Source organism: Tessaracoccus sp. MC1756 (assembly GCF_014164735.1).
In the GTDB taxonomy this organism is placed as follows: Bacteria; Actinomycetota; Actinomycetes; order Propionibacteriales; family Propionibacteriaceae; genus Arachnia.
Map to the genome: position 1 here is coordinate 181,261 of NZ_JACJFZ010000003.1, position 17,367 is coordinate 198,627.

The 17,367-nt window shown below is 69.1% G+C and carries 15 protein-coding genes; 4 read left to right on the top strand and 11 right to left on the bottom strand.

Translation table 11 applies throughout. The features are described from left to right. Nucleotides 1-134 precede the first annotated feature (134 nt). Nucleotides 135-3,491, top strand: coding sequence for a bifunctional proline dehydrogenase/L-glutamate gamma-semialdehyde dehydrogenase (locus tag H5393_RS09980; protein WP_182766523.1), 3,357 nt, complete (start codon nt 135-137; stop codon nt 3,489-3,491). 55 nt (nt 3,492-3,546) lie between these two features. Here H5393_RS09980 and rpsO read toward each other — a convergent pair whose 3' ends face one another. Beyond that, a complete protein-coding gene (gene rpsO, locus H5393_RS09985) occupies nt 3,547-3,810 on the bottom strand; it encodes a 30S ribosomal protein S15 (RefSeq protein ID WP_182766524.1) in 264 nt (87 codons plus the stop codon). A gap of 217 nt (nt 3,811-4,027) precedes the next feature. On the opposite strand from rpsO, the gene H5393_RS09990 reads away from it, so the two are divergent. Both H5393_RS09990 and H5393_RS09995 read left to right on the top strand, forming a co-directional pair. After that, nucleotides 4,028-4,507 (top strand): GNAT family N-acetyltransferase, encoded by a 480-nt coding sequence (locus H5393_RS09990; protein WP_182766525.1) that lies wholly within the window; start codon nt 4,028-4,030, stop codon nt 4,505-4,507. Between the two features lie 118 nt (nt 4,508-4,625). Next, entirely contained in the window at nt 4,626-5,219 is a 594-nt protein-coding gene (locus H5393_RS09995; RefSeq protein ID WP_182766526.1) for a TetR/AcrR family transcriptional regulator, read from the top strand. On the opposite strand, the gene H5393_RS10000 is transcribed toward H5393_RS09995, so the two are convergent. The 5 genes from H5393_RS10000 to H5393_RS10020 all read right to left on the bottom strand — a co-directional run bounded on the left by H5393_RS10000 (nt 5,204) and on the right by H5393_RS10020 (nt 10,785). Next, the gene (locus tag H5393_RS10000; protein ID WP_182766527.1) at nt 5,204-6,100 is read right to left on the bottom strand and encodes a bifunctional riboflavin kinase/FAD synthetase; all 897 of its coding nucleotides are present in this window, start codon (nt 6,098-6,100) and stop codon (nt 5,204-5,206) included. The genes H5393_RS09995 and H5393_RS10000 overlap by 16 nt on opposite strands. Before the next feature lie 32 nt (nt 6,101-6,132). Next, nucleotides 6,133-7,011 (bottom strand): tRNA pseudouridine(55) synthase TruB, encoded by an 879-nt coding sequence (truB, locus tag H5393_RS10005; RefSeq protein WP_182766528.1) that lies wholly within the window; start codon nt 7,009-7,011, stop codon nt 6,133-6,135. Next, nucleotides 7,008-7,448, bottom strand: a complete 441-nt coding sequence (gene rbfA, locus H5393_RS10010) for a 30S ribosome-binding factor RbfA (RefSeq protein WP_182766529.1) — start codon at nt 7,446-7,448, stop codon at nt 7,008-7,010. The genes truB and rbfA overlap by 4 nt, the downstream gene beginning before the upstream one ends. Next, complete coding sequence (gene infB / locus H5393_RS10015; protein WP_182766530.1) at nt 7,448-10,360, bottom strand: translation initiation factor IF-2; 2,913 nt, start codon at nt 10,358-10,360, stop codon at nt 7,448-7,450. Before infB ends, rbfA begins: the two co-directional genes overlap by 1 nt. 179 nt (nt 10,361-10,539) lie before the next feature. Next, on the bottom strand, nt 10,540-10,785 hold the full coding sequence (locus tag H5393_RS10020; protein ID WP_182766531.1) for a YlxR family protein: 246 nt from the start codon (nt 10,783-10,785) through the stop codon (nt 10,540-10,542). A 121-nt stretch (nt 10,786-10,906) separates the two neighbouring features. On the opposite strand from H5393_RS10020, the gene H5393_RS10025 reads away from it, so the two are divergent. Continuing rightward, nucleotides 10,907-11,395 carry a hypothetical protein gene (locus H5393_RS10025; RefSeq protein WP_182766532.1) on the top strand — a complete coding sequence of 163 codons (489 nt, stop codon included), beginning with the start codon at nt 10,907-10,909 and terminating at the stop codon, nt 11,393-11,395. A gap of 26 nt (nt 11,396-11,421) precedes the next feature. Here the strand turns inward: H5393_RS10025 and H5393_RS10030 are convergent, their stop codons facing one another. The 5 genes from H5393_RS10030 to rimP all read right to left on the bottom strand — a co-directional run bounded on the left by H5393_RS10030 (nt 11,422) and on the right by rimP (nt 17,313). Continuing rightward, complete coding sequence (locus H5393_RS10030; protein WP_182766533.1) at nt 11,422-13,287, bottom strand: LTA synthase family protein; 1,866 nt, start codon at nt 13,285-13,287, stop codon at nt 11,422-11,424. A 61-nt stretch (nt 13,288-13,348) separates the two neighbouring features. Then, the gene (locus tag H5393_RS10035) at nt 13,349-14,461 is read right to left on the bottom strand and encodes a hypothetical protein (RefSeq protein ID WP_182766534.1); all 1,113 of its coding nucleotides are present in this window, start codon (nt 14,459-14,461) and stop codon (nt 13,349-13,351) included. Nucleotides 14,462-14,552: 91 nt separating this feature from the next. Continuing rightward, nucleotides 14,553-15,701, bottom strand: a complete 1,149-nt coding sequence (locus H5393_RS10040; protein ID WP_182764811.1) for a resuscitation-promoting factor — start codon at nt 15,699-15,701, stop codon at nt 14,553-14,555. Nucleotides 15,702-15,842: 141 nt separating this feature from the next. Beyond that, nucleotides 15,843-16,826, bottom strand: coding sequence for a transcription termination factor NusA (gene nusA / locus H5393_RS10045; RefSeq protein ID WP_182764812.1), 984 nt, complete (start codon nt 16,824-16,826; stop codon nt 15,843-15,845). 1 nt (nt 16,827) lies between these two features. Then, complete coding sequence (gene rimP, locus H5393_RS10050) at nt 16,828-17,313, bottom strand: ribosome maturation factor RimP (RefSeq protein WP_182764813.1); 486 nt, start codon at nt 17,311-17,313, stop codon at nt 16,828-16,830. Nucleotides 17,314-17,367 lie beyond the last annotated feature (54 nt).

A 17,367-nucleotide genomic window follows, 5' to 3' on the forward strand; every position in this document is an offset into this window, starting at 1 on the left:
GAGGACCAGACGGACACCTGGCTGGGCGGCAACTTGTTTTTCATTGTTATGAAGTTGTCACCCCACAGCTTAGCCGTCAGGCACGAGATAGGCGGATTCGGCGCGGTCGCGACGGGCCCTTGAAACAATGAGGCATGTCACCTGAGTTGCCGGCCACCCTCGTCGAGGCGGCCATTTCCACTGCGCGCCGGTGGGCGGACGAGGCCCGCCACCACCCCGAACCCCGAGCCGCCACCCTGCTGGGCGATGCGCTGAAGGATCCGGGCGGTCTGCGCTTCACCCTGGATTTCGTCGACGGCGTGCTGCGGCCCGAGGACAGCGCCGTCGCCGCCGGCAACCTGGCTGCGCTGGCCCGGCGCCCAGCCCGCTTCCTCCCCCCGCCGTTGCGGCTCGGCCTGCGGGCGGTCGCGCCCGCGGCCCGCCCCGCGTTGGGAGTGGTGCGACGCGCGTTCACCGCAGTGGTGGGCGACCTCGTCGTGGACTTCGGCCGGTCCCTCGGGCCGGCCCTGGACCGGCTCCGCAGGGGCGGCGCGGATCTCAACGTGAACCTGCTGGGCGAGGCCGTGTTGGGCGAGCGCCACGCAGCCAGCAGGCTCCACCGCACGATGGAGCTCGTCGAGCGCGACGACGTCGACTACGTCTCCATCAAGGTGTCGTCGGTGCTGGGTCCGCACGCTCCGTTCGCCCACGGCGCCACCGTCGACGAGGCCGTCCACCGGCTGCGCCCGCTCTTCGCCCTGGCGAAGGCGCACAACACGTTCGTGAACCTCGACATGGAGGAGTACCGGGACCTCCATCTGACGCTCGACGTCTTTCGTGCCCTGCTGTCCGAACCCGAACTACGGGGTGTGCGCGCGGGGGTGGCGGTGCAGACCTACCTCAGGGAGTCGCTGCTGCTGCTCGGCGAGCTCGACGAGTTCGCTCGCGACCACGTCGCCGCGGGCGGCCACCCGGTGAAGGTCCGCCTCGTCAAGGGCGCCAACCTCGCCATGGAGCGGGTCAACGCCGAGGTCCGGGGCTGGGACAACCCCATCTGGGGTTCGAAGGAGGAGACCGACGCGAGCTATCTGCGCGCACTGGACTTCTGCCTGTCGCCGGATCGCACCGCGCACCTCCGCACCGGGGCGGCCAGCCACAACGTCTACACCCTCGCCGCGGCCTGGGAGATCGCCAAGGCACGCGGCGTCACCGACGCGCTGGACATCGAGATGCTGTCCGGCATGGCCACCCCACTCCAGCGGGTGCTGTTGAGCGACGTCGGCAGGCTGCGGCTCTACGTCCCTGTGGTGCCTCGCGCCGAGTACGACTCCGCCATCGCCTATCTGGTGCGCAGGCTCGAAGAGAACGCGGCGCCTGAGAACTTCATGTCGGGCGCCGTCGGCCTCGGCCACGACGCGGCCTTCCTCGACCTGGAGGAACGGCGGTTCCGCACCGCCCTCGGTCACCTCGACGACCCCGTTCCCCAGCGCTGGGCCGGCCAGGACCGGTCGGCACCGGCGCGCGGCTTCACCAACGCGCAGGACACCAACCCGGCACTGCTGGAGAACCAGCGCTGGGCCGCCGAATTGCACGACCGACTGCCCGCCCCTTCGCTGGGTCTCAGCACCCTCCAGCACCACACGATCACCGAAATCGCCGAGGTCGACGCGCTGTTGGAACGTGGCAGGAAGGCAGGGAATGCCTGGTTCCGGACGCCGCCGTCCGACCGGGTGGCCGCACTCCACCGGCTGGCCGTGGAATTGGAGTCTCTGCGGGGCGACCTCATCACCGTGGCCGGCGACGAAGTGGGCAAGCTCATCGATCAGGCCGATGTGGAGGTCTCCGAGGCCGTCGACTTCGCCAACTACTACGCATCGCTCGCCCAGGAATCCGTGCCCGGCACCGAGCACGTCCCGCCCCGGCTCACCACGGTCGCACCACCCTGGAACTTCCCTATCGCGATCCCGCTGGGTGGTGTCGCGGCCGCGCTGGCCGTCGGCTCAGCCGTCGTCCTCAAGCCCGCTCCCCCGTCGCGGCGCACGGCAGCGCTGCTCGCCGAGGCCTGCTGGCGCGCCGGCCTCCCGGAGGACCTGGTGCAGCTGGCCATCGTCGACGACGGGCCGGTCAGCAAGCTCCTCATCACCGATCCCAGGGTCGACCTCGTGGTGCTCACCGGCGCCGCCGAGACGGCAGAGCTGTTCCGCTCCTGGCGCCCCGCACTCCCCCTACTGGCCGAGACGTCAGGCAAGAACGCCATCATCGTCACGCCGTCTGCCGACTTGGACCTGGCCGCGGCAGACCTCGCGAACTCCGCCTTCGGACATGCCGGGCAGAAGTGCTCGGCGGCGTCCCTGGGCATCCTCGTGGGCTCAGTCTCGCGCTCGAGGCGTTTCCGGAGCCAGTTGCTCGACGCGGTGCGGTCCCTCAAGGTGGCCTGGCCGACCGCCCCCGCAGCGCAGATGGGGCCGCTCACCGAACCCCCTGGCGAGAAACTCCTGAGGGGCCTGACGCGCCTGGAACCCGGGCAGCAGTGGCTGCTCGAGCCCAAACGGCTGGACACCCGCCTGTGGCGCCCGGGCATCCGCGCCGGGGTGCTGCCCGGCAGCGAGTACCACCAGGTGGAGTACTTCGGCCCGATCCTGGGGCTGATGGCCGCCAAGGATCTCGACGAGGCCATCGCGTGGCAGAACGGCACCGATTTCGGCCTGACCGCCGGTCTGCACAGCCTGGACCCGGATGAGATCGCGCGGTGGGTGGAGCGGGTGCAGGCCGGCAACGCCTACGTGAACCGCTCGATCACCGGCGCGGTCGTCCGCCGCCAGCCGTTCGGCGGGTGGAAGCGCTCGGCCGTGGGAGCGGGCGGCAAGGCGGGCGGCCCGAACTACCTCACGGGCTTCGGCGCCCACCGGGCGGTCGCCGTAGCGCACCGCCCTACCGACGCCATAGTGTCCACCCCTCCCCTGGCACGGCTGCTCCGCGGGGCGGAGACTGTCGATGGGGTCGACGTGGGCCAGCTCATCGCCGCTGTCGCCTCCGATGAGGAGGCGGCCCGCACGGTCTTCGGGGTGCCACACGACCCGTCGGCGCTCGCAGTCGAGATCAACGTGCTGCGCTACCGCGCCACCCCGGTGACGGTGCGCGTGGAGACGGCCGATGCGACGACAGTGCTCCGGGAGGCCTCGGCCGCCCTGGCCGCCGGGGCGCCGGCCCGCTTCTCCTTCGCCACGACGCCGGAGGAGACCCTCGCGAGGGTGTTGTCGGAGGCCGGCTTCGAGTACGGGACCCAGGCTGCGGACGACTTCGACCGGGCAGTCCGCGGGCGGGTCCGCTTCCTCGGTGCCCGCGACCTGCTCACGGCAGTGCGGGGCTCCATCGACGTCACCGTCTTCGACGGCGACCCGATGCTCCCTGGCCGGCTCGCCCTCCTGCCCTACGTCCGGGAGCAGGCGGTGTCGATCACGCACCACCGCTTCGGGCATCCCACTCACGTGGTCGACAAGGTGCGCTTCTAGCCCGGGCAAGCAGAAGGGCCGCCAAGCCGATAGCTTGGCGGCCCTTCTGGTGAAATCAGCGACGCAGGCCGAGGCGTGCGATCAGCGCACGGTAGTGCTCCACGTCCTGCTTGGCCACGTAGTTCAGCAGACGGCGGCGCTGGCCGACCATCAGCATCAGGCCACGACGGCTGTGGTGGTCACCCTTGTGGAGCTTGAGGTGCTCGGTGAGGTGAGCGATCCGCTTCGTCAGCAGGGCGATCTGCACGTCGGGCGAACCGGTGTCGCCAGGCGTGGTCGCGTACTCATCGATGATGTTCTTCTTCGTTTCGGCGTCCATATGGGACTCCTTCCGGTTCGCTGCACGGCGCCCCAGCTGCGGGTGCGTTCGGGGCTCTTACTGGGCCGTGGCCGATCTACGACAACCGAGCTACCTTAGCACCGCTCCACCGTGGGACACTAATTGTGCGTCCCCCCGCTGACGCAGTCAGGCCCGGTGCGCCGCCCGTTGTCGCGCTAGGGTGGGGGCACCAGACCACGTTCGCAAAGGAGCCCTCATGGCCATCACCGTACGCCGCGTTGAAGCCGCTGACCTGGAGTACCTGCGTGAGCACCAGGCCCGGCCCGACCTCGGTCTTGTGGATGAACTCTTCGAGGCGCAGGAGGCCGGCAACCTGCTCTTCGCCGTGGCTGTGGAGGAACACAAGCTGCTCGGTACCGCCGTCCTGGACCTCAAGTCCGAGGAGATCGCCCCTGAACTGCGCAACATGTGGGTCTACCCGCATGCCCGTCGGCGCGGCGCCGGCAGGGCGCTGAGCGAGTGGCTCGAGGACCAGGCCCGGAAAGCCGGCTACGAGGCCGTGTACCTCGCGGTGGACCCGAACAACGAGAAGGCCGTGCCCCTCTACGTCTCCCTCGAGTACCACCCCACAGGCGAGCACCTGTTCGTGGAGGAACACACCGAGCAGCAGGTTGAGGAAGGCACCGAGGCCAGCACGCACTACGCCGTCTACAAGAAGTCGTTGACGATGCGCTGAGGCCGACCCCCTGTGAGGGCCTCTTCTCTCCTCAACTAGTCTGGCAGCCACCAGCGCACTCCGACGAAGGGCGCCCGGTGCCAGGTTGATGAGACGACGGATTGGTTGGCAAGGGGATATGGCTCGCCCGAAGGTGCACGACGAGGCACTCGCTGAAGTCCTTCTGGAGAAGGCGGCCCGGATCGTCGGGCTCGAGGGTCCAGCGGCTCTGAGCCTGCGTCGCATCACCCAGTCCGCCGGCACCTCGACGTCGGCCATCTACTCGCTCTACGGCTCCCGCGACGCGCTGCTGGACGCTGTGTACGAGCGTGCGATCCAGAGCTTCGTGGCCTCCACCGTCGTGCGGGCCACCGACGACCCACTGGCGGACCTGATGAGCATGGGATGCGCCTACCGGAAATGGGCGCTCGCCCACCCGCAGATGTACCCGGTGATGTTCGGCCGACGGCACGGCGACTCCCCGGACGGTATCCGGGAGCGCACCCGCCACGCGGTCGAGCCCCTGCGCGGCTGCGTGCAGCGGTGCCTCGACGCCGGTCTGTTCACCGGTGGCGGCGAGGAGATCATCATCCAGCTGTGGTCCTCAGTGCACGGGTACGTCACGCTGGAGCTCGACGGAATCCTGGCCCACTCCCTGATGCGGGACGACGTGGACCCGGATGCGGCCTACGCGACGCTGATGCGGGCCTCGATCTGCTACTGGGGCGACTGAGCCAGCGCTCGACGGGTGGCCTCCACGTCTGCGCCCATCTGCTGGACGAGCGCGTCGATGCCCTCGAAACGCACCTGCCCCCGCAACCGTGCCACGAAGTCGACGGCGATCTCGGAGCCGTACAGCTCGAGGTCCGTGCGGTCGAGCACATAGCTCTCCACCCGGTGGTCCGACCCGTCGAAGGTGGGATTCGTGCCCACCGAGATGGCCGCCGGCATGGGCTCCGCACCCGGTTCGTCCAGGACCGTGACCCAACCCGCGTACACACCGTCGGCCGGCACCGCCATGTCGTGCGGGACCGTGAGGTTCGCGGTGGGGAAACCCAGCTCGCGCCCCCGCTGGTCACCGACGACCACCACGCCGCGGAACCGGAACGGCCGGCCGAGGTGCTGCGCCGCAGCGGTGACATCACCCTCCGCGAGATGTGAGCGGATGCTGGTGGAACACGACACCTCGTCGTCGATGGAGGACAGCGGCAGCGGGCGAACCTCGAAGCGGCCCGCCCCCAACCTGGCCAACGTCTCCACATCGCCCGCGGCCCTGTGCCCGAAGCGGAAGTTGGCGCCGACGACGATCCGAACCGGATGGAGCGGCGCGAGGAAGCGGTCGACGAACTCAGCGGGGGACAGGTTGGCCACCTCCTCGTTGAACTGGATGACCCGCACCTCGTGGGCGCCGGCGTGCTTCAGCAGCTCGATGCGGGAGCGCAGGTCGCTCAACAGCTTCGGGGCCTTATCGGGACGCAGGACCGTGACGGGGTGAGGCCAGAACGTCAAGACGATGAGCGGGTGGTCGGCGTCCCGGACGGCTTCGGCGAGCACCCGTTGGTGCCCTGTGTGCACGCCGTCGAAGTTGCCGATCACCACCACGGATTCAGTCACGGAAGTCTCCACACTGGGTAAATCTGGCACGCTCAGACCAACACCGCAACAGGCCTGGAGCCATCTTCGTCGGGCTGGTACAGCGCTAGGAGTTCCCCGGACGGGGAGATGACGCCGGTGGGATTGGCCGGCACGGAACGCCGCAGGGGGCGGCCGTAACCCACGTCGGTGGCCTCCTCCTCGGTCAGGTCGATGACGGGGAAGCTGAGCCGGGCGGCGTCCGCCATGCTCATCAGGGCGGGAGGCTCGTCACCGAGCGTTACGGCGTCGTCGAGCGAGTAGCCGCCGATGCGGGTGCGGCGCAACGCCGTGAGGTGGCCCCCGACCCCCAGGGCCTCCCCCAGGTCTCGGGCGATGGCGCGGATGTAGGTGCCCGACGAACACTCCACGTCGATGTCGACGTCGAGGAGGGCGCCCACCGGCCGCACCGCCAACAGGTCGAGGCGGGAGACGGTGACCGGCCGGGGTGGCAGGTCCACGGCCTCTCCTGCGCGGACGCGGGCATAGGAACGTTTGCCGTCGACCTTGATGGCGGAGACGGCGCTGGGGCGCTGGAGGATCGCCCCACGGAGCGGGGCGAGGGCATCCTGGAGTTGCGCGGTGGTGACGGCCGAGGCATCCGCGACGTCCGTGAGGTCGCCGTCGGCGTCATCGGTGTGCGACGACTGCCCGAGCCTCACTGTGGCCAGGTAGCGCTTGTCGTGCAGGGCCAGGTGGCCGAGCAGCCGGGTGGCGCGGTTGACGCCCAGGATGAGCACGCCGGTGGCCATGGGATCCAGGGTGCCGGCGTGGCCGATCTTGCGGGTGCCCAGAAGACGACGCAACCGGCCGACCACCTGGTGCGAGGTGAGCCCCGACTCCTTGTCGATGATCACCAGGCCCGAGGGGACGGCCGGTTGCGCGTTACTCACTCTTCTTCGTTGTCTTCGTCGTCCCGCGGCCTGCGGTAGGGGTCCGCCTCACCGGCGAACTCCTTCCCCGCCGCGGCAGCAGCTGCCGCGGCGTCGTGGGCCTGGACCTGGGCGAGCAGGTCCTCGATGTGCCGCGCGGTTTCCGGCGTGGCGTCGAGGACGAACTCCAGCGTGGGCGTGAACTTCATGCCCAGCTGCTGACCCATCGTGGAGCGGAGCATGCCCTTGGCAGACTCCAGCGCCGCGGCGCTCCCCGCACGGTCCTCCTCGTCGCCGAGGACGGTGTAGAAGGCGGTGGCCTCCCGGTTGTCGCCGGTCAGCCGCACCTCCGTGATCGTCACGAACCCCAGACGGGGGTCCTTGACGCGGCGGTCGATGGTCGAGGCCAGGATGACCTTGATCTGATCCGCGAGCTTCGCGTTACGGGGTCCGACCATCAGTCACGCTCCACTTCGACCATTTCGAAGGTCTCGATGACGTCACCGATCTTGATGTCGCTGTACGTCAACGTGATACCGCACTCGAAGCCTTCGCGGACCTCGGTGGCGTCGTCCTTCTCACGCCGCAGCGAGGCCACGGTCGTCTCGGAGACGACCACGCCGTCACGCAGCAGGCGCGCCTTGGCGTTGCGCTTGATGGTGCCGTCGAGGACCATGCAGCCCGCGATGTTGCCGAACTTGGACGAGCGGAAGACCTCGCGGATCTCCGCCTGGCCACGCACTTCTTCCTTGTAGATCGGCTTGAGCATGCCCTTCAGCGCTGCTTCGATCTCGTCGATGGCCGAGTAGATCACCGAGTAGAAGCGGATGTCGACGTTCTCGCGATCCGCCATCTGGGCCGCGTGCGGCGTGGGCCGCACGTTGAAGCCGATGATGACGGCCTTGGACGCGGCGGCCAGCGACACGTTGGTCTCGGTGATGGCACCGACACCGCGGTCGATGACGCGTAGCGACACCTCCTCGCCGACCTCGATCCCGCTGAGCGCATCTTCCAGCGCTTCGACGGAACCCGCGCCGTCGCCCTTGAGGATGAGCAGCAGTTCCTGCGTCTCGCCCCTCTCGAGCTGCTCGAACAGCTGGTCCAGCGTCTTGCGACGGCCGGACTTGGCCTGCTGGGCGGCGCGCATGCGGGCTTCACGCTTGTCAGCGATCTGGCGGGCCATGCGGTCGTCGTCGACAACGAGGAAGTTGTCGCCGGCGCCGGGCACCGACGTCAGGCCGAGCACCTGGACGGGCATCGACGGCGGAGCCTCGGTCATCGTCTCGCCCTGGTCATTGATCAGGGCGCGGACGCGGCCGTGGGCCGAGCCGGCCACGATCGAGTCACCGATGCGGAGCGTGCCGCGGTGCACCAGGACGGTGGCCACAGGACCGCGACCCTTGTCGAGGTGCGCTTCGATGGCCACACCCTGTGCGGGCATGTCCGGGTTGGCCCGGAGGTCCAGCGCGGCGTCTGCCGTGAGGACGATGGCCTCGAGCAGTTCCGGCAGGCCCTGCAGGGTTGCCGCGGACACGTCGACGAACTGGGTCTCGCCGCCGTACTCCTCAGGCACCAGACCGAACTCGGAGAGCTGGCCACGCACACGCACGGGGTCAGCGGACTCCTTGTCGATCTTGTTGACCGCGACCACGATCGGGACATCCGCAGCCTGGGCGTGGTTCAACGCCTCGATGGTCTGCGGCATCACGCCGTCGTCAGCGGCCACGACGAGCACCGCGATGTCCGTGGACTTCGCTCCACGGGCACGCATGGCGGTGAACGCCTCGTGGCCCGGGGTGTCGATGAACGTGATCTTGCGATCCGCGCCGTCGACACCGGTCTCGACCTGGTAGGCGCCGATGGCCTGGGTGATGCCACCCGCTTCGCCGGCTACGACATTGGAGTGCCGCAGCGCGTCCAGCAGGCGCGTCTTTCCGTGGTCGACGTGACCCATGACGGTCACGACCGGCGGGCGGGCCGCCAGGTCGTCCTCGTCACCGAGATCCTCACCGAACTCGAGATCGAAGCTCTCGAGCAGTTCGCGGTCCTCGTCCTCGGGCGAGACGACCTCGATGTTGTAATCGAGCTCAGCGCCCAACACCTCGAGGGTGTCATCTGCGACCGACTGCGTTGCGGTGACCATCTCGCCCAGGTGGAACAGCACCTGCACGAGCGACGCCGCGTCGACGCCGATCTTCTCGGCGAGGTCCGTCAGGGACGCGCCACGGCGCAGGCGAACGGTCTGGCCGTCGCCCTTCCGGACGCGCACGCCGCCAATTGCCGGCGCCTCCATCTGATCGAACTCTTGCCTACGCTGCTTCCTGGACTTGCGACGACGACCTGCGCCACCGCCGCCACGACCGAAGGCACCCTGTGTGCCGCCACGGCCACGGCCTGCGCCGCCGCCACGGCCACCACCGGGGCCACCGCCCATGGGGCCCGAACCGAAGGCGGGCGCGCCGCCTGCGCTACCGGGACGACCGGGAGCACCAGCGCCGGGACGCCCACGACCGCCGCCGGGGCCACCGGCCGGGCGACCGCGGCCGCCTGTGCGGCCGAGCGCCGGGTTGGCCTGCTTGGGCATCATCGCGGGGTTCGGCCGCGGCACGCCGGGCAGACCCCCCGTGCCACCGGGACGCGGGACACCCGACGGGAGACCGCCGGTGCCGCCGGGACGAGGCGCGCCACCCTCACGACGCGGAGCGCCGTCTGGACGGGGGCCGCGACGCTGCTGGGTGCCCATGCCCTGGGACGGGGCGAAGGGGTTGTTCCCCGGACGGGGTGCGCCGGGCTTGCGCGGGCCGGGCGAAGGCGCCTGGGGACGCGGGCCGGGAGCACCGGGCTTGGGGGCCGGGCCCGAAGGACGGGCGGACGGCGCAGCCGGAGCAGCCGGGCGCTTGGGAGCAGCGGGAGCGGGAGCAGCGGAAGCCGCGGGTGCGGCCGGTGCTGCCGGGGCGGAAGGCGCTGCGGGTGTAGCAGGCCTGGGGGCCGCTGCGGGCGGCTTGGGGGCAGCCGCGGGTGGCTTGGGTCCCGGGCGCGGGCCGGCCTTGGGCCGTGCGGACGCCTGAGGCGCCTCGTCGACGGCGGGGGCCGACGTGTCAGGTGCGCCAGGGGTGGCGACCGGGGTGTCAGGGTGTGCCTCGACGACGGGGGCCGGAGCCGCTGCCTTCGGTGCGGGACGGGACTGCTTGGGTTGCGCAGGCGCATCACTCTTGGCGGCGAATGCTTCCCGGACGCGGCGCACGACGGGTGCTTCCAGCGTCGAGGACGGGCCACGGACGTATTCTCCGTTTTCGCCCAGCCAGGACAACAGTTCCTTACTGGTCTTACCTATTTCCTTGGCGATCTCGTGGACGCGAGGCTTTGCCACTACTCTCCTTCAAGCGGCCCGACCTCCAAGGCGCGGACCTAGTTGTGTTTGGTCATCGTTGGGTTCTCATCGAGTGGTCATGAGCTTCCAGCCCACCTTCTGGTTGTAGCCCTTCCGGGCGTTTGAACGATGTGGCCGCGCACAGCGCAGGCCGCCCACCATCATAACCTGCCTGAGCGTCAGCTTCCACTCCGGAGGATTGCAGAGCGCGCGGCGGGGTCAAGTTCGGCCCCGGCGCCGAACGCGCGACGGATGGCGTGGCGTCGCTCGGCGAGCTCCAGGCAGTGCGGATGGATGTAGGCCCCCCGACCGGCAAGGCGGGGCGAGGTGCCGTCGACGACTGTGGCGCCCTGCCTGACGAGCCGGACCAACGTCGTCTGATCGTCGACGGCGCGGCACCCGATGCAGGTGCGTTGAGGAGTCATCCCGTCAGACTAGCCAAGTTCGCAGCACCCACCCAGCCGCAGCACAGGCAGCCCACAGCAGCGCTCACGAGGCTGGGGACATCGGGCAGCACCGCCCGACCCACCCGGAAGGAACCCTGCCATGAACAAGATCATCGCCGGAGTCTCGGCAGCAGCGATGGCTGCGGGACTCGGCCTCGGCGCGGCCACCCTGGCCAACGCCGACACGACGGAGCCCACCGCTCCCCCCAGCTCCTCCGCCACCGACAACGCTGCACCGTGGCAGCGCGGCGACGGCTCGGCCTTCAACGAACGCGGCCAGGGTGGGCACCACCTCGGCGGCATGATGGGCAGGAACCTGTCGGGACTCGCGGAGACCCTCGGGGTTGAGGAATCGGAGCTGAGCGACGCTATCGTCACCGCCCGGGAAGCCGTCCGCCCCGCGGAGCGCCCCGCCATGCCGGACACGCAGGAGGAGCGCGACGCGCTGCGCTCCGAGCATCAGGCCGCCTTCGCGGAGGCACTCGCCGACGAACTCGGTCTGGACGAGGCCACTGTTGCTGACGCCCTCGAGGAGGCCATGGACAGCGGAATGACCGGCATGCGGGGCCGCGGTGGCCCGCGCCGCTGATCCGTCGGCCCGCTGCGCGCCGGAGGTCACTCCTCCGGCGCGTACCAACGTTCGACGTCGAGGTACCAGCCGACGGCCAACTCACGGCCGCGCTCCATCCAGTCGGCGTCGGTCTCGGTCACCAGATCGGTGAGCTCACCCGGGTCCTCCGCGACGTTGAACACCTCGTCGCGGCGATCCCCGAAGTGGTGGATCAGCTTGCGGTCACCGTCGAGCACCGCAGTGCAGCGCCCCCGGACCCAGCAACTCACGATGACCGGGCCCTGCGGCTCCGCGCTGTACAGCGAGGGCCGGTAGTCGACCTCGCTGAGCAGGTCGAAGCCCAGCGCGTCGACGGCGGTGGGCATCAGCGCGAGCTGGTTGGCCGGCCCCTCGATCAGTTCCGGCGCCCGACGGGGGTCGTGCACCAGCATCGGCACCCGGATGCCCTCTTCGTAGATGGTGTTGTCGTGCTGGTAGAGCTGATGCTCGCCGAAACCCTCCCCGTGGTCGCCGGAGATCACGAACACCGTGTCCTCGTAGAGGCCCAGTTCCTTGAAGAGGTCGACCACGTGGCCGACGAAGCGGTCCTGAAGGTGCACGGCGTTGAGGTACTTGTTCATCAGCGGGGGGTCCACGAAATCGATGAGTTCGTGGCCCGGCACGTTGTAGTCGTGGTGCGCGGTGACGGTCAGCATGCCCAGCATGAACGGCCCGTCCTGCCGCTTGAGCCAGCGGCGCACCGGCTCCAGCATGATGTCGTCCTCGTAGCCGAAGTAGTTGGCCTTGCTGAAGCCGGTCTTGTCCATGCCGTCCACCGGGGTGAACTTCTGGAAGCCCAGGTTCGCCGCGGTTCCGCGGCGCCGCTCGAAGTGTTCTGTGGCCGACTGGAAGAAGGCGGTGCTGTAGCCCTCATCGGCCAGCAGTTCAGGCAGGCAGCGCTGTGGCAGCCCGCCCTCGTCGGCCTCGGTGTTGCGGTTGTCCGGCGGTGGCGCCATTCCACAGTGGATGGAGACCAACGACTTCGACGTGTGGGGCAGGACGGTGTAGCCCCGCTCCGGACGCACACTCCGCTCAGCGAGGGCGTCGAGCACCGGGGTCACCGGCTGGCGCGTCTCCGGCAAGGCGGAGGTGGCCCGCTGGGATTCGAGCGTGATGACCACCACATTGCGATGCCGCTCCCCCGGCCGTGGGACCAACCGCGTGCTCTCGGGATCAGCCAGGGGCGCACCTGAGGCGAAGGCTTCCGGGTAGGCGGCCGCCTCCTTGATGGGTGAGACGGCCAACTGCACAGCCGGGGACAGCGCGAACGAGGCCGACGCGGTGGGCGCCGTCCACGTGGCGGCGATGAGCAGCAGCACCGCGCCGGCCAGGCCCACCCGTCGGGTGACGGGGCTGGCCTCGCCCTTGAACAGCCGCGCGAACACCTTCCCCAGGAGCAGCGGAGCGACCAGGGACCACAGCACGACGCCGACCAGGAGTCCGATGAACGTGGCGTCGACCTGCGATCCGAGGAGCCCCGAGAGGGCCTCGGCCTCACGGACCGCCAGCGCGATCTGGGCCGGGGTCAGAGGGTTTCCGGTGCGCAGGGCATAGGAGTGGTTGACGACCATGAAGACGCCGATGGCCGCGGTGAGCACCTGGGCCAGCACGACGGCGGCGGAGCGCAGCCGGGGCCGGCGAAGGTACAGGAGTGCGACGGCCCACAGCACACACCAGAAGAGGCCGAAGGCGACATCGGAGGACAATTTCGTGGCCCTCTCCGCGAGCCCGGCGCTGGGGTAGAACCGGTCGATCCGGACCACCTTCAGCCAGACCCCGAGCACCGCGAACGGGGCCATGAGGACGGCCAACCGTCCCCATGGCCAGCGTTCAGCAGGTGAACGCGGAGTGAACTCAGAGTTGACAGTCATGGAAGGAGCAATGCTACTTGCCTGCCGGTATCACTCCAAAGCGCCGTTCACGGGGCCCTTCTCAGTATCTGAAGATGGCCCGCACCGGGGGTGCCGCGGGATCCTCGCTGACCGCCAGGGACCCCGAATTGCGCAGGGTGTGCGCTATCACGACATCCACTTCGTCGACGACCACGCGGGGCTGCCCGTCCGGCGCCGCACTCGGGCGGCGGAGCAGCAGGGTGTCCACCCTGCCCTCCTGCGCGGCGGTGGCGATGCTGGCCAGGTCCTCGGAGGCTCTGCCCGTGCCCACCAGTTCGTTGTAGCGGTCAGCCAACTGGGCGTCGTCCTCGCGCAACGCGCGCTCCGCGATGGGCCAGGCCCGTTCGTGCAGTTCCTGGGCGCTCAACCTGTCCGGGTTGCCGGTCACCATCTCGTCGACGATGTTCCTGCGCCCGCTGATGGCGCGGAAGGTGGCGCCGTGTTCCGCGACGCCGGCCAGGATCAGCGGGCGGGTGGCGCCCCGGCCCAGCACCTCGTCGACGGCGGTGGCGATGTCGCGGAAGAGCCGCTCGAGGTCCACAGCGGCCACGTCCCTGTCCCCACCGTGCCCGTGGAAGGTGGCCATGTCGCCGCCGCGGCTCTGCGCGGAGCTCTGGAGCTGGACCTGGTGGTCGCGGCCGATGAAGACCTCGTCGACCGCCGTCGGCGTGTCTTCGCCGAGCGACAGTTCCCCGATGGAATTGCGCGTTCCCTCGAACAGGCGCACACGGTTGGCAGACAGCGCCAGCACGTCGAACGAACCGCCCACCGCCGAGAGCACACCCACGAGTGGTGCGAGCCTGGGATGGTCGCCCACACAGACCTCCTCGCGCAAGGCCAGCGGCAGCCGGAAGGTGCGCACCAGCCCTGGTGCGGCGTACACCGCCAGACCGTCCGACTGATGGAGCCAGAATTCACGGTCTGCGACGAGGTCGAGTAGGGGGGGCAACACCTCGCCCACCCCGTCCCTCGCGGCGAGCTCACCCTCCGCCAGCTTCAGCATGTTCTCGTACTGGGACCTGGCGGCGAGTGTCTCGCGGCCGGTGCGCTGCGTGGGAAGCAGGAGGCTGACCCACGGCCCTTCGGTGATGGTCGCTTGGGCGAGGAACTCCTCGTCGACGATGTCGAGGTTGGGTAGTGTCCGTTCGGTCATGGGCCTTACCTTTCGTTGGGGTCCGGTTCCGTAGACACTCAACCCTACCGAGCAGGCAGGACGCTGTGAACAGATCGTGAATGAATCACGATCAGGGCTTGCAGCCCCAGGGCTGGAGGCCGCGCTGATCGTACAGACGGTTGGCCACGGTGATCTGCTCCTCGCGGGTGGCCTGGTGGGGGTAGGCCGCGAAGTCCGTGCCGCCGACGCTCCGCCAGGTCTGCAGGTTGAACTGCAGACCGCCGTAGTAACCGTTGCCGGTGTTGATGTTCCAACGGTTGGTGGACTCGCAGCGCGCGATCGTGTCCCACATGGAGGAGCGGCGCAGGTCGAGGCCGGAGCCTCCCGAGGACGCCGACTCGGACCTCTCAGCGGGGGCCGCCTCGGGTTCCGGCGCCGGAGGGGGCGGCACCTTGGTGCCGACGGTGGTCACCTGGTTCACCGGCGCCTTGACCACCTCGGTTGAGACGAGCGCCGACGACTTCAGCACGCCGTCCTCGTAGACATTGGTGTAGGTCTCGAGGTTCTCGCCGACGACCCCCTTGGTGGTGACTTCCTTCTCACCCTTGAGCATCTTGCTGGATTCGGTGGTGGTCTTCTCGAACGCCACCGCGACCTTCTTGGTGGACGGCTTGACGTCGACCCTGACGAACACGACGCTCATGCCGTCTTCGAGGGCGGTCTCGGGGCTGGGGGTCACCTTGTCGTCGGCGTCCGGGGTGACGCCGACCTCGGCCAACGCGTCGGCGACAGTGCCGGCCAGGCGCACGGGCTGGGCAACCCCGGCGACGGTGACCGTCAGGTCACGGGCGGTGAGGATGTCGACAGAGAGGCCCTCGCGGCCGATGGCCGCGGAACGGGAGGCGGAGAGCTTGGAATCTGCGGCGTCGAGGCGCAGCATCTTCAGCGCATCCCCCACGTTTTTCGCGGTGGTCCAGACCTCGCGTTGTTCGCCGTCAATGGTGACGTCGAGCGGACGCGCGTAGGCGATGCTGATCTCGAGGCCGTCGACGACGGTGGTCTCCAGCGCCGGCAGGACGACGTCGTGGGGCCCGGGCTCGATGCCCTCGAGCTCGAGGACCTTCGCGACCGTGTTCTCGCGGACCGCGATGGTCTTGGCCACGCCGTCGACCACCATGGTGACGTCGTCCTTGTCCAGCGCGCTGGCAACGCCCACGCCACCGACGAGTGCCAAGGCGCTGACGCCTGCGATGACCGGGGTCCAGATCTTCTTCGCCATCTGTTCGAACAGTCCTCTGATCGGGGATCGCTGGATTCCCAGCGAGAACAGACTAACCCCTGCCTGAGAGGATTCCAAAAGAACTCTGAGAATCTCTCAGCCAGGGGCCGGGCTGTTCCCCCACGAGGGAGGAGCGATGGGTCAGGCGGTGACGTCCGGCTGGATGTCGATGCGCCAGCCGGTGAGACGCGCCGCGAGGCGGGCGTTCTGACCCTCACGGCCGATGGCCAGCGACAACTGGTAGTCGGGCACGATCGCCCGGCAGGCCCTGGCCTGCTCGTCGACCACCGTCACCGACAGCACCTTCGCGGGCGAGAGCGCGGCGGCCACGAACTCGGTGGGGTCGTCGGAGTAGTCGACGATGTCGATCTTCTCCTCCCCCAACTCGTTCGTCACGGCGCGGACCCGCTGGCCCATGGGGCCGATGAACGCGCCCTTGGCGGACACGTTGGGGTCCAGCGACCGCACGGCGATCTTGGTGCGGTGACCGGCTTCGCGGGCGACCTCGCAGATCTCGACGACGCCCTGCCCCAGTTCCGGCACCTCGAGCGCGAACAACTTGCGGACCAGATGCGGGTGGGTGCGCGAGACGATCACCTGCGGGCCGCGGAGTTCGCGTCGGACGCTCACCACGTAGACGCGCAGCCTGCGGCCGTGGCTGTAGTCCTCACCCGGAACCTGCTCGGCCAGCGGCATGAGCGCCTCGAACTTGTCCTGGTCACCCTTGCTGATCAGCACGCGGACAGCCTTGGAGTCGCGGTCCTGCTGCACGACGCCGACGATGACATCGCCCTCGGTGGCCGAGAAGTGACCGAACTTCTGCTCGTCCTCCGCCTCGCGGATCCGCTGGAAGATCACCTGGCGGGCGGTCGCGGCGGCGATGCGGCCGAAGTCCTCCGGCGTGTCGTCGAAGTAGCCGATGATCTCGTCGTCGTCATTGAATTCGGGGGCCAGCACGGCGGCCTTGCCCGTCTTCCGGTTGATCTCGACCTTCACGCCGCGCAGTGCGTTGGGGGTTTTGCTGTACGCGTTGAGGAGCGCGTCCTCGAGCGTCTTGAGCAGATACTCGCGATCGATCCCACGCTCGCGCTCAATGAGTGTCAGTGAAGCCAGATCGACATCCATGTCAGTTCTCCTCATCCTCTTCGCCGTCCACCGGGCGGTTCATTTCCACCTGGACGACTGCCTTGTTGATGTCAGTGAGAGCCACCGTGCGCTCGGAGCCGTCGACGTCGAGCGTGACGCCCTGCTCATCGGCGCCGACGATACGGCCGACGATCTCGCCGTCGGCCAGCCACAACTGCACCAGGCGCCCGGTGTTGCGGCGGAAGTGTTTGGCCTCCGTCAGCGGCTTGCTCACGCCGCGCGAAGACACCTCGAGGGTGAACGGGTGGTCCCCCACCACCGGGCTCTCGTCCAGCGCGTCCGAGATGGCGCGCGACGCGGAGGCGATGTCGTCGAGGAGCGGGCCGCGACCCTGGGGGCCTTCGCCATCGACCGTGAGCCGGAGCACGGAGCGCTTGCCCATACGGGTGACATCGAGGCTGTCGAGCTCCAACCCGTGCTGCACGAGGATTGGCTCGATGACAGCCACCAACTTGGCTTCTTGCATGTGGGTGCTCCGTATCCGGTTGTACGCCTGATTGTGAGGCCCCAGCATACCCAC